Raw genomic sequence first — 13,641 nt, forward strand, 5'->3', positions numbered from 1 at the left:
GTTGGGCAGGAGGCAGAATGCGCAAGAAATGGATCACTCTTTTAGTGTTGGTGTTGGGGATGATTCCCTTCATCGCCATTTCTGTCATGCCCCTACTCACCAGTGCCTTTACGTCACCCCAAGCTACCCCTAGCCCTGTGGCCAGTCCCGCCGCCACTGACAAAGTTGCCGAACTGCAAGCCCAAGAAAAAGGCTACCAACTGGTGCTGGAGCGTGAACCCAACAATGCCACAGCCTTAGAAGGGTTGGTGCTGGCTCGGCTGCAACTGATTCAACTGGGCAAAGGAGAAATTGCTAGCGTCATTGACCCCCTGCGCCGCTTAGCTGCTCAGCGCCCCGAACAAACCGATTATGCGATTCTGCTGGGACAGGCACAGCAGCAAACGGGCGATCGCGAGGGGGCTGCCCAAACCTTTCAGGGGGTTCTTGCTAAATCTCCGGGGAACCTCAATGCCCTGCGGGGGCTTGTGGATCTCTACCTCAAGGAAAATCGTCCCCAAGCGGCTATTGGTTTGATTGAAGAGACCCTGCAAGGGGCAGAGCAAGCCAACAAAGTCCAACCAGGGAGCGTCGATGTCACGGCGGTACAACTTCTCCTTGGCGATGTCTATATGGCGCAAAAACGCTACGATGAGGCGCTGACCCTCTTCCAAAATCTGGGCAAAGAAAACCCCAACGATTTTCGCCCGGTGCTTGCCCAAGCGATGGCACTGACGGAACAGGGGAAAAAGACAGAAGCTGCGCCTCTGTATGCCAAAGCCGTGGAACTTGCACCCGCCAAATATAAAGATGCCATTCAGCAGGCAGCGCAGCAGGTGCAAAAGGAATCTCCAGCAACCCCTGAACCCCCGCCACAGCAATAGAGGCCTAAACTTGCTGTTGCAGTTCCTCTAGGCGAGCCAGTACTTCCTGACTGTGGATCGCGGGATTCACTTTGACAAACCGCTCGCGCAATATCCCCTCAGGATCAATGATGAAACTGTGGCGCAGCGAGACAAACCCCAACCACGAGCCATAGGCCTTGCTGACGCGGCCATCGGGGTCAGAGAGGAGGGGAAAGGTCAAGCCTTCACTGTCACAGAAATCTTCGTGGGAGTCCACGGAGTCGGCACTGACGCCAATGACTTCAGCATTGTGGGCATGAAATTGCTCAATATCCCGCTGAAAGCGTTGGGCTTCGAGGGTACAGCCAGAGGTAAAGTCCTTGGGGTAAAAGTACAGCACCACCCACTTGCCGCGATAATCCTTCAGGGAAATGGGCTGGCCATCGACACTGCTGGGAAGAGAAAAGTCGGGTGCTGGGGCATTGAGGGGCGGCAATTCACCGCCAAGGGCCAAACTTGGAGCAGGGGCGCCAAGAAGCAAAATGATACTCAAAAGGCTAACAAGTAGGGAGCGCAAGCACATAGTTGAATCGCTAAACTGGCCTTAGGAAAGCATCTAGCTGCACTGTACCGTAGTTTTAACGATTTTTCGAGGTTGATGCCGTCCCTCTCCGTTGTACAGTTTATGCCCCGTTGGTTGCGCTGGCTCTCTGGCCTCGTGCTGGCGATCGCCCTTGGGGTGGGGCTGTGCCGCTTGATTGCCGAAAGTCTCTGGTTTGATCAACTGGGCTATTTGGCGGTGGTCTGGCAGCGCTGGAGTGTCCAAGCTTTACTGTTTCTGGCGGTTGCGGGGGTATCGGCACTGTTCTATGGCTGGCAGCAACGCTGGCTCCTGCGGCAACGCACCGTGACCCTCGATCCCACCCTGACCGCCCAGAGTACCTATCGGGGGCTGGGGCTGTGGCGGCTTTTGTTGTGTGCCAGTGGTCTCATTTGGCTGCTAATTGTTGCTACTTACCACATTGGGGCGATCGCGCTGCAACTGTGGCAACAGCGTTCAGAAATCACCTTTAACAGCCCTCTGCTGCCGCAATTGAGTGTCTGGCGGGTGGCAGAGCTATCACTGCAAGTGGTGCAGAATCCTTGGCTATTAGTGCCGAGTTTGGCAGCATTGCTACTGGGGCTGTGGTTGCCTGTGCGCCTCTTTCAAGGATTGGGCATGCTCTTAAGCCTCGCGATGGGGGCGATCGCCAGCCTCAGCTGGTCAGTGGTGCTCAAGGGACTGTTTGCCGCCAGTGATCCCCATACGGAACCGCTATTTCGCCATTCCATTAGCTTTTACCTGTTTGAAATCCCCCTGTGGGAACTGTTGCGCCTATGGCTGGTGAACCTCAGTGTTGTCGGCTTAGGGGGAACGGCCTTGGGTTATCTCCTTGCCAATGAAAGTCTCAGTCATGGCAAATTCCTCGGCTTCGTGCGATCGCAACGGCGGCATTTACAGGGCTTAAGTGCCTTTGTCTTTGCCACAGTGGCCTTTAGCTTCTGGCTAGAACGCTATAAACTTCTTTATTCGACCAATGGGGCTGCCTTTGGCGCCGGCTATACCGACGTCACTGTACGCTTACCCCTCTATGGTTGGCTTTCAGCCTCGGCCTTTGGCGTCGCCTGTTTACTGGCTTGGTCAGCGATTCGACGGGGCGGTGAAGGGCAGCGGCGGCTAGGACCGATCGCCCCCGGCCTCTTTGGCTTTACATTGGGCTATTTAGTGGTCATCCTGATTGCCGATTGGCTCCTGCCCACAGCCATTGAAGCGGCCATTGTTCAACCCAATCAACTGCAACGGGAACTCCCCTACATTCAACGCACCATTACCCACACCCGCGAAGGCTTTAACCTTGAAAAAATGCGGGTCGAACCCTTTCAGCCGGAAAATAACCTCAACGCTGAGATCATTGCTGCCAACGCCGCCACCACCCGCAATATCCGCCTTTGGGATACCCGCCCCCTTTTAGAAACGAACCGGCAACTGCAACAACTGCGCTCCTACTATCGGTTTCCAGCGGCCTTTTTGGATCGCTACTATCTCAAACTATCCCCTGAGCAAGACCAATCAGAAATTCGCCAAGTCCTCATTGCCGCTCGCGAAGTGGACTACAGTGCGGTTCAGCGCTTTGCCCGTACTTGGATTAACGAGCACTTGGTCTTTACCCACGGCTATGGCTTCACCATGAGTCCCGTGAATACCGCCGAGGCCAATGGTCTGCCCAAATACTTTGTCCGCGATATTGGCGATACGGGTGAGCTACTGGTCGATCCGCCGCAAATCCGTGAAAGCATTCCCTTTTTCTACCCCCGGATCTACTACGGTGAACTCACCCATACCTATGTCTTTGCCCCTTCGGCGGTTCCAGAGCTGGATTTTCCCCGTGGCGCTGAAAATGTCTATAACCACTACGACGGTACGGGGGGGGTTCCCATTGCCAGTTGGTGGCGGCGCTTGGTCTACGGTGTCTATTTTGGTGACTGGCAACTGCTGTTGACCCCCAATTTACGACCGGACTCACGGGTACTTTTTCGTCGCTTAATTCAAGAGCGGGTGCGGGCGATCGCCCCCTTTTTACGTTTTGACAGTGAACCCTACCTTGTGGTCGCCGATCCACGCTCTGAACAGGACATTGCCGCCAGTCCTAGCGCCACAGGGGTGAGCTATCTCTACTGGATTATTGATGCCTATACCGTCAGTCGCTACTATCCCTATGGCGATCCCGGCGAGCACTCCTTTAACTACATTCGCAACTCTGTCAAAGTGGTGGTGGATGCCTATAACGGCGATGTCACGTTTTATGTGGTGGAACCCGACGATGTCATAATTCGCACGTGGCAGCGGGTTTTTCCAACCCTCTTTCATCCCCTGAGTGCCATGCCCCACCGCCTCTACCGCCACATTCGCTATCCCATTGATTTGATGCAGGTGCAGTCGGAACAACTCCTGAAATACCACATGACGGATCCCGTGGTCTTTTACAACCGCGAAGACCTCTGGCAAATTCCCAAGGAGATTTACCGCGAAAAACCCCAAGCCGTTGCCCCTTACTATCTCATTACCAAGCTGCCCATTGGCTACACTGAGGAGTTTATTCTGCTTGTTCCCTTTACGCCCGTGAATCGTCCCAACCTCATTGGTTGGCTAGCGGCTCGCTCCGATGGTCAAAACTATGGAAAGCTCCTGCTGTACGTCTTTCCCAAGCAAGAACTGGTTTTTGGCCCTGAACAAATGGAGGCGCGGATCAATCAAGACCCAATGATTTCACAGCAAATTTCCCTCTGGAATCGCCAAGGGTCAAGATCGGTGCAGGGAAATCTTCTGATTATCCCCATCGAGCGATCGCTCCTCTACGTCGAACCCATTTACCTCGAAGCCGATCAAAATCAACTGCCCACCTTGGCACGGGTCATTGTTATGGATAACCAGCGGATTGTGATGGCACCTACCCTAGAGGAGGCTTTGCAAAAACTGTTTCCTGATTAACTTTCATCGCAGAAACGTTGAAAGATAGTTTAATTGGTATTACTTCCGTAATGGGAGCACCTGATTTCTCATCAGCAGTGACAGATTCCATGGTTTCGGAGTGGGCTTTTCCCCTTGGTTGACTAAATGGCGAGAGGAGGGGTCTGTAATAACCAATCGACTGCTGGGCTTCAGCCTGTTATTTCACCGTCTGTCTCTTGGAAGCTAGTGCAGGCTGCCAGAATCCGACCCATACTTGTTGCAGAAATGCAGGTAAAAGCGCACTCACTTTCGATACTCAGGCCATTGTTCTGTTTGGGTATTTTGCTTAGATAGCAGGTTAAGTATGGGGTCTCTATGCTGTTTATCTTTACAAATTAAGTCCTTGCATACGTATCTACTATTGCAGTTTAATTACTGGTTAGCTTTCAAAACCACCAATCTGCAGACAGGACTTGATGGCCCGAAAAAAGAAGACCGAGACCAAGCGTCCGATCGCACCCTACGAGTATCGGGACAAAGCGCGCGTCAACAACCCGCCCGTTGGGCTGGTCACGCCCGAAACCGACCCCGACACCGGACAGCAGAAAAAGCGCTACGCCTACGACCCGCACCTCGACCCGCAACTGGTCTGGGCGGGCAAAGCCGAGCATACCTCGTTTGAAGTTCCCACCGTCTCCCTGCACGTCCACGAGCGCATTGACCCGCGCACAATTATCGAGGCGGTGCGCAAGAAAAATGGGCAACAGGAACCGGTGCAACTGGGGTTGTTCGAGGTCGAGCGCCAAGAACCCTTGCACAAGGTCGTCGAGTTCTACCAACACAAGCACGACTGGAGCAACCGCCTGATCGCCGGCGATTCGCTGCTGGTGATGAACTCGCTGCTGGAAAAGGAGGGCATGGCCGGCAAGGTGCAGATGATCTACATTGACCCGCCCTACGGCATCAAGTACGGCTCCAACTTCCAGCCCTTCGTCAACAAGCGCGACGTGAAGGACGGCAAGGACGAGGACTTAACTAGCGAGCCGGAGCAGATCCGCGCCTTCCGCGATACTTGGGAGCTGGGCATCCACTCCTACCTCACGTATCTTCGCGACCGGCTGCTTCTGGCGCGGGAACTGCTCACCGAGAGCGGCAGCATCTTCATGCAGATCTCAGATGAGAACGTGCACCGCGTGCGCTGTTTGATGGATGAGGTGTTCGGGGCGGGGAATTTTGTAAGACAAATATCTTTCCGCAAAACATCGCCTCTTGGGTTTGGAGAATTACCGAGAGTTCACGATATCATTAATTTGGTATGCGAAAAACAGGGAGGGCGTGAAATATAGGCAGCTTTACACGGAGAAGAGTCTTGATGAATCCTGGTTTGGATTCGTAGAGTTGCCGAGTGGAGAGGTAAAACCAATTCGTGCATTGTCAACCGAGCTTGACCAAATTGAAGGATCAAAGAGGCTGGCTTTGGGTGACCTCAAGTCTTCTGGTTACACCGAGTCTTGCACCTATGACTTTGAGTTCTCAGGAAGGATCATATCCGCACAAAGGAAAAGCTGGCGCACACATAGGGAGGGAATGCAACGCCTTATTACCGCTTGCAGACTATACGACACCGGCAACATTCCAAGATACAAGCAATGCTTTGATGATTTTCCTCTCCAGCAGATTGACAACCTTTGGAATGATACTGCCGCTGACCACCGACCTTGGCGACCTGGTGTTCGACCCGACCTGTGTGCGGAAGGGGACGAGGGTGTGGGTTTGCGGCTCCTCCCCGGCCCTCCCTACACGTGGGGAGGGAGAAGCCCTATCCCCCCGCGTGCGGGGGGATGACAGGGGGGCTACCCTCATCGCCATCGAAGACATCCACCCCGGCGACTACCTGCTGGCGCATGACGGCTTGCCCCATCGCGTCGTGCGCACGATACGGCGAATGTATCGCGGCGTGATGATCGGCATCCGGCACGACCTTAGCGGGCAAACCCTATGGCTTACGCCCGATCACAGGGTGTTGGCCCACAGACGACCGCACAGCCTGGGTGGACATTCCGACTGGTCCGGTATTCCCAAAGCGCTGCGCGGCAGAAGCAAAATACTCCGCAAGGAAATGACTCCGCCTGAACGGAAACTTTGGAAAGTCTTGCGAGGCAATGGGTTGGGCTTTACCTTCAGACGTCAGCACCCTATTGGCCCCTATATCGCCGATTTCTATTGCCGTGAAGCTGCCTTAGTGGTAGAAGTGGACGGCGCCATGGCTCATGGCACTCCGGCCGCCATGGAACATGACCGTGTTCGCGATGAGTTCATGCACGCGCTGAATCTAAAAGTGCTGCGTGTTCCCGCCGCAGAAGTAGAGCATAATCTCGAAGGGGTTTGCACTGCTATTGGACAGGCGTGTAAAGAGCAACTTTCGCCAGAGTATGCCCAGTGGATGGAGGCAGAGCAGATACAAGAGGGAGACATCCTGTTCCACGGTCCCGACCGCGTTCCCGTGCGCCTTGTGGAGGTGGTTAGAGACTTGTCCGAGGAAGAGGTTTACGATTTAGAAGTAGAGGACGCTCACTCGTTTATAACGGAAGTCTGCGCCGTACACAACTGCGGCAGCGGCACGACGGCCTATGTGGCCGAGCAGTGGGGCCGGCGCTGGATCACCTGCGACACGTCGCGCGTGGCGCTCACCCTCGCCCGCCAGCGCCTGATGACCGCGGTCTTCGACTACTACGAGCTGGCGCATCCCGAAGAGGGGGTGGGCAGCGGCTTCAAGTACAAGACCGTGCCGCATGTGACACTCAAGTCCATCGCCAACAACCCAGAGATCGACGGCATCTACGCCCGCATGCACCCGGCCATCGAACAGGCGCTGGCAGACCTCAACGCCGCGCTCCGTCTCCCCTCTCCCGCTGGGAGACCCCCTGCTGACGGGGGCAGGTGGGCCGGGGGTGAGGGCTATCCCCGTTTCAAGGTCACGCAAGGGGGTGGCGCCGGGCAATTCGTGGATTTTGCCGCGCCGGAGGACGACACCTTCACCATGCCTTCGGGTCAGGTAGTGAAGGTCAGCGAGCTTATGGAATGGGAAGTGCCCTTCGCGTTCCCTGCCGACTGGCCGGAAGCGGCTCGCAAGCCTTTTGACGCCTTCTATGCCGCCCGCCGCGCGATGCAAAAGGCCATAGATGAGGCGATCGCCCGCCACGTGCCGCAGGAAACCCTTTACGACCAGCCCTTGGTGGACCGCAAGAAGGTGCGCGTCACTGGCCCGTTCACGGTGGAGGCCGTGCCCGCGCCGGCGGTCAAGTCGCCGGAGGAGATTCTCGAAGCCAGATCCCAACCAGCCGACACATCCATCGCCCGCTCGGGCGAGACGCTGCGCCAAGCCGAATGGCGCGACGAACTGCTGCGCGCCGGCATCCGCGGCAAGGCGGGGCAGTACATCCGCTTCGCGCGCCTAGAGCCGCTGCCCGGCTGCCGCTTTTTGCACGCCGACGGCGAGACGCGCCCCAGCGACGAAGGTGCCGATTCGGTGCGCGAGCCCGGCCCGGCCGACAGCCCGATGCGCGTGGTGGTCTCCTTCGGCCCTGAACACGCGCCGCTGGAACAGCGCCAAGTGCAACGGGCATGGGAAGAAGCCCAGCAGCTTGTCCCTAAGCCGAAACTGCTGGTCTTCGCCGCCTTCCAGTTCGACCCGGAAGCCGCCAAGGATATTGACGAGATGAAGCCGAAACTCGCGGGTATGCAGTTTCTGAAGGTGCAGATGAACGCCGATCTGCTCACCGACGACCTCAAGAAAAAGCGCGCCAGCAACGAATCGTTCTGGCTCATCGGCCAGCCGATCGAGAGTTTGAAGATTATGGAGATTGACACATGAAGATCAAATCCGTCCGCATTCGAAACTTCCGCTCGATAAAGGAACAGACTATCGAACTTGATGACTACACGTGCTTCGTCGGAGCCAACGGCTCAGGGAAGTCAAGTGTCCTGCATGCCCTCAACGTCTTCTTTGGTGAATCAGGGATACCCGGTCTCAACACGCGTTCGCTCAGTGAGGAGGATTTCCATGCCAAAAACACAACGGATCCTATCGAGATAACGATCACTTTTACAGACTTCTCAGAGGAAGCTAAGAATGAACTCCAGCATTATGTGCGCCATGATCAATTGGTTGTCTCAGTTGAGGCACAATTTGATCCTGTTACAAACACAGCCGAAGTAAAGCAGTACGGTCGCCGGATGGTTATCAAGGATTTCGCGCTGTTTTTTGAAGCCGAAAAAGCTGGGAAAAAGGTTGCTGATCTGAAGGATATATACACCAGGGTGCGAGAGAAGTACCCTGATCTTCCGCATCCTGGCACGAAGGATGCAATGGTCCAAGCACTTCGTGAGTATGAAGAAAAGCACCCGGAATTGTGCGAAGAACTCCCTAGTGCGGACGAGTTCTATGGTGTATCAAAGGGTAAAAACCTTCTCGAGAAATACATCCAGTGGGTGTACGTGCCCGCAGTGAAGGAAGCGGCTAGCGAGCAGAAAGAGTCTAAGGACACAGCCCTAGGGAAGCTTTTGAGCCGCACGGTTCGGTCCAAAGTCAACCTCAACGAGTCATTTGATCCCATCCGCAAGGAAATGCAGGAGAAGTACAGACAACTCCTTGCCGATAGTCAGGCACAGCTAACCGAAATATCTACAGCTCTGCGAAATCGGCTTGTGCAGTGGGCGCATCAAGACGCAACGCTTCGAGTGCAATGGTACCAGGACCCCGAAAAGGCGGTACGTGTTGATGAGCCTTTTGCTCAGGCCATTCTCGGTGAGGCAGGGTTTGAAGGGGAGCTTACACGTTTCGGGCACGGGCTTCAACGTTCGTTTATTCTCGCACTGCTCCAAGAACTCTCTGACAGAGACGACGCAGATCCACGGCTGATTCTCGCCTGTGAGGAGCCGGAGCTCTATCAGCATCCCCCACAAGCAAGGCATCTTTATAACGTGCTCGTGAAGCTGAGCGAACAGAACTCTCAAATCTTGGTTACAACCCACAGTCCATACTTCATATCAGGTGAGAGATTCGAGAGTGTCCGGATGGTCCGCAAGGTCAATGGTGCTTCGTCTATTACTAGGACCACCCATCAAGAGGTGGCAAATCAAATTGCGGCTGTGAAAGGCCAGCAACCTGTCGAACCGAGCGAGCAGTTGGCAAAGATCCATCAAGCACTCCAGCCTCAGCTCAGCGAAATATTCTTCGCGTCTAGGATCGTATTCGTCGAGGGGCTAGAGGATACTGCATATTTGACCACCTACCTTCACTTGCTCAACCGGTGGGATGAGTTCAGACGACTCGGCTGTCACATTGTCCCCACCGGTGGAAAAAGTCGGATGCTTCAACCTCTCGCGGTAGCCAGGTGCCTGCAGATCCCGACTCTCGCGGTACTGGATTCGGACGGCGACAAGCCGGACAAAAACGGAAGCAGGGAGCAACGCCGCAGAAACAACAGCGCAATCCTCAAGTTATGCGGTGTATCTGATCCTGAGCCGTTCCCGACCAGTACGTTCTGGGGAGCCGCTGTAGTCATGTGGTCCTCAGACATCGGGCAGGTGGTTGAGCAAGAGATTGGAAAAGAGAACTGGGATGAGTTTCGATCTGAGGCAGATGCTAAATACGGGTTTGCCGGGAATCTACAGAAGAACGCGTTGCACATTGCATCGAGACTCCAGATAGCTTGGGATGCTGGCAAGAAATCGGATTCTCTCGAGAAGCTTTGCAATAAGATCATGGAGTTTGCTAATAAGAATGAAAATAGAGAGGAAAATTGATGCCCAGCACCACCATTGACCGCCTGATCATCAACTCGCCCTACGAGGAGCCGCAGCGGCACTGGCGTTACGACCGCGAGACGCGCACTTTCGAATTGGTGGAAGGCCGTCGTCCGGCGGGGTACGTGGTGGCGACGCCCGACTCAAAAGCCTTCGATGACCCGGGCATCTTCGTCGAGATTCCGCTGGTCAACCAGATCCGCCCGCGCGTCAAGGCCTAGCGCGAGGCGGGCTATCCGGGCGTCACCAGCATCACCAAGCGGCTGCTGGAACATTGGACCGACCCCGAAAACTTTGACCGGCGGCGCTTCTTCTTCTGCCAGCTGGAGGCGGTGGAGACGCTCATCTGGCTGACCGAGGCCGCCCCCACTGAGCGGATCGGTATCGAAATCCTCGGCGATGGCGGCGAGTACATCTGCCAATGCTGCAAGATGGCCACCGGTTCGGGCAAGACCATCGTCATGGCCTTGGTCATCGCCTGGCAGGTCCTGAACAAGGTGGCCAACCCGCAGGATGCCCGTTTCTCCAAAAACGTGCTGGTCATCGCCCCGGGGCTGACGGTCAAAAAGCGTCTGGAAGTGCTTTACCCCGCCGCGGACGGCAATTACTACGAAGCCCTCGTCCTTGCTCGAGAAATTGCGCCAAGGCAAAGTGCTGGTGCGCAACTGGCACGCCCTCGCCTGGGAGAGCGAAGAACAGATCAAGAAACGCAAGTCTGTGGACAAACGCGGGGTCAAAAGCGACGAGGCCTATACCCGCGAGGTGCTGGGCGAGATGGCCAATGCGCGCAACCTTCTGGTCATCAACGACGAGGCTCACCACGCCTAGCGTGTGAACTGGGAGGCGGAAGGAAAGTATTTGCGGCAGCGGGATCTCAAGGATAGCGCCGCGGAGGCCACGGTGTGGATCGGTGGGCTGGATCGCCTGCACCGCTCGCGGGGCATCCTCAGGTGCTATGATTTTTCCGCTACTCCCTTCACGCCTTCGGGCAAAAAGAGCAGCGAAGAGGCGCTCTTCGACTGGATCGTTAGCGACTTCGGCTTGAATGACGCCATCGAGTCTGGCCTAGTCAAGACCCCGCGCGTGGTGGTGCGCGACGATGCTGTCCCCGACGCTAAAACCTACAAGTCGCACCTTTACCACATCTACAACTACCCGGACGTGAAGAACGACTTAAACTGCAAGGCGCAGCCGGAGGAGCCGCTGCCCGACCTAGTGCTGAACGCCTACTACCTTTTAGGCTACGATTGGTGCGAGACGTGGAAGGCATGGAAGACAGCCGGAGTGCCCGTTCCGCCGGTGATGATCACCGTCTGCAACCGCACCGAGACCGCGGCGCGCGTGAAGCACGCCTTCGATTCGCGGCGCATCCACATCGATGAACTGTGCGACCCAGAGCGCATCCTGCATATCGACTCGAAGGTGCTCGATGAGGCGGAAGCGAAAGAAGAGTTTTTCGTTTCGAGTGGTCAGTTTGTCGAAGATGAAGAAGGGGTCGAGGCAACGGCAGAAAACGCAAAACCAGCAACTCAAAACGCAAAACTCACCAAGGCCCAGCAGGCCGAGCGCTTGCGCCAGATGGTGGACACGGTGGGCAAGGTGGGACAGCCGGGCGAGAGAATCCAAAACGTCATCTCCGTCGGCATGCTCTCCGAGGGCTGGGATGCCAAGACGGTGACGCACATCATGGGACTGCGGGCGTTCACGTCGCAGCTGCTGTGCGAGCAGGTGGTCGGTCGCGGCTTGCGGCGCACTTCGTACGAAGTCAACCCGGAAACGGGGCTGTTCGAGCCGGAATACGTCAACATCTTCGGCGTGCCCTTCACCTTCTTGCCCCACGAAGGCGGCGAGAACGACCCGCCACCGCCGCCCACGCCCAAGACCGCCGTTGAGCCAGACCCGACCAAGGCACAGCTCGAGATCCGCTGGCCGAATGTGGTGCGCATCGAGCGCGTCTTTCAACCGACGCTGACCTTGGACTGGTCGAAGGTGCGACCATTGGAACTGGACGCGGCGCAGACAGCGAAGGTCGCCGAGCTGGCGCCGATCCTCGAAGGCAAGCCAGACGTCACCCGGATCAACCGCATCAAGTTGGAGCGGCTGGCGGGGAAATTCCGCACCCAACGCATCATTTTCGAGACGGTGCGCGATGTCTTTGACCAAATGCAGACCGCTTGGAAAGGCAGCCGCGAAGTATTATTGACGCAATTGATTCGCATCGTCGAGCAATTCATCCGCTCCGACCGTATTCATATTACGCCACCGCTTTTTTATCAGGACGAATTGCGCCGACGGCTGATCATCACGCTGAACCTGTCGCGGGTGGTGCAGCATATATGGGAGGCGGTTCGGCAGGAGAACACCGATCGCATCGAGCCGGTCTTCGACCGCGATCATCCTATCCGCTCCACAGGCGAGATGCGCACTTGGTACACGGGCAAGCCCTGCGAGCGCCATATCAACGTCTGCGTCTACGACAGCACATGGGAAGCGTCCGACGCCTTCGCGCTCGACAGCAGTGACGCGGTGGCTGCCTGGGTCAAGAATGACCACCTAGGCTTCGAAGTGCTCTACGTTTATCGTGGTGTGGTGCGCAAGTATCGGCCTGATTTCCTGGTGCGGCTGAAGAACGGTGATCATCTGATTCTAGAAACAAAGGGTCAGGATACGGAGCAGGACAAGGTGAAGCGTCAGTATCTTGCAGAGTGGTGCGAAGCTGTGAACGCGCACGGCGGCTTCGGGCGATGGCGCGCGGAAGTAGCGAAGACGCCCGGTGAGATTCAGGATATAGCTATTCCAATAAAGAATGAGACATTATCCAGCACAATACTTGCGAATCACCTCATCAATCGAACTGTTTGACCCTGCATACCTCCGCGCTCGCTTCAACACACTGAAGTCGTGCTCAATCACATTCAAATCAGGAGAGTATTTCGGTAAAAATAACACCGCGTGACCCGCTGCTTTCACCACTGCCTGCATCCCCCCTTGGGGATGAATCGGTGCATTATCCATCATCAACAACGACGGTCTCTTTAACGCCGGCAAACAGTACTGACTCAACCAACTCACATAACGCATTCAAATATCCTGAAAACAGCATTGGGGCGATGAAGTCTTTCTGGTATCTATACCGTCCTGCGACTCAACTCTCTCTTTTCTGACGCCTCCCCACTCACTCTCCATCAATTCGTTGGCCTCGCGCTGACCACCCATACTCAGACTCCACTCGATCGCTGGGCACGGTCGATTAAACGGTCATCGGGATGGGTAGCAACATCCGCTGCTAAGGCCGCCCAATCCAGTTTCCAAGGACGACGGGGGACAACCGTGGGCGCTAAGTCCTCTCGCTTCAGCCAGCGATGGATGGTGGCGCGGCTCACCTGAAAAATTTGAGTTGCTTCACTGATTTTGCCACCTTGCTTGATGTAGGAGACAATCCGCTCTCGTCAGTCCAAGCTATAGCTCATGTTCTTGAGTAACATTCATGACGCTTTGAGTATAGCCTATCCCTCTTGA

6 protein-coding genes and 2 pseudogenes are annotated in these 13,641 nt (G+C 55.8%); 6 read left to right on the forward strand and 2 right to left on the reverse strand.

Annotated features, from left to right (window positions below):
- Positions 1–17: 17 nt before the first annotated feature.
- Positions 18–863, forward strand: a complete 846-nt coding sequence (locus QYC28_RS08350; RefSeq protein ID WP_302679291.1) for a lipopolysaccharide assembly protein LapB — start codon at positions 18–20, stop codon at positions 861–863.
- Between the two features lie 4 nt (positions 864–867).
- On the opposite strand, the gene QYC28_RS08355 is transcribed toward QYC28_RS08350, so the two are convergent.
- Positions 868–1,407 (reverse strand): peroxiredoxin, encoded by a 540-nt coding sequence (locus QYC28_RS08355; protein ID WP_302678622.1) that lies wholly within the window; start codon positions 1,405–1,407, stop codon positions 868–870.
- A gap of 102 nt (positions 1,408–1,509) precedes the next feature.
- On the opposite strand from QYC28_RS08355, the gene QYC28_RS08360 reads away from it, so the two are divergent.
- The 5 genes and pseudogenes from QYC28_RS08360 to QYC28_RS08395 all read left to right on the forward strand — a co-directional run bounded on the left by QYC28_RS08360 (position 1,510) and on the right by QYC28_RS08395 (position 12,984).
- Positions 1,510–4,353 (forward strand): UPF0182 family protein, encoded by a 2,844-nt coding sequence (locus tag QYC28_RS08360; RefSeq protein ID WP_302679292.1) that lies wholly within the window; start codon positions 1,510–1,512, stop codon positions 4,351–4,353.
- 437 nt (positions 4,354–4,790) lie between these two features.
- Positions 4,791–5,660, forward strand: a complete 870-nt coding sequence (locus QYC28_RS08365; RefSeq protein ID WP_226971918.1) for a DNA methyltransferase — start codon at positions 4,791–4,793, stop codon at positions 5,658–5,660.
- A 311-nt stretch (positions 5,661–5,971) separates the two neighbouring features.
- Positions 5,972–8,188 carry a DUF559 domain-containing protein gene (locus QYC28_RS08370; protein ID WP_302679293.1) on the forward strand — a complete coding sequence of 739 codons (2,217 nt, stop codon included), beginning with the start codon at positions 5,972–5,974 and terminating at the stop codon, positions 8,186–8,188.
- Positions 8,185–10,122 carry an ATP-dependent endonuclease gene (locus QYC28_RS08375; RefSeq protein WP_302679294.1) on the forward strand — a complete coding sequence of 646 codons (1,938 nt, stop codon included), beginning with the start codon at positions 8,185–8,187 and terminating at the stop codon, positions 10,120–10,122. The genes QYC28_RS08370 and QYC28_RS08375 overlap by 4 nt, the downstream gene beginning before the upstream one ends.
- A pseudogene (locus tag QYC28_RS08395) lies at positions 10,122–12,984 on the forward strand (BPTD_3080 family restriction endonuclease). Before QYC28_RS08375 ends, QYC28_RS08395 begins: the two are co-directional and overlap by 1 nt.
- Here the strand turns inward: QYC28_RS08395 and QYC28_RS08400 are convergent.
- Positions 12,937–13,562, reverse strand: a pseudogene (locus QYC28_RS08400) (transposase). The pseudogenes QYC28_RS08395 and QYC28_RS08400 sit on opposite strands and share 48 nt — an antisense overlap.
- Positions 13,563–13,641: the final 79 nt, after the last annotated feature.

Source organism: Thermosynechococcus sp. HY596 (assembly GCF_030518715.1).
In the GTDB taxonomy this organism is placed as follows: domain Bacteria; phylum Cyanobacteriota; class Cyanobacteriia; order Thermosynechococcales; family Thermosynechococcaceae; genus Thermosynechococcus.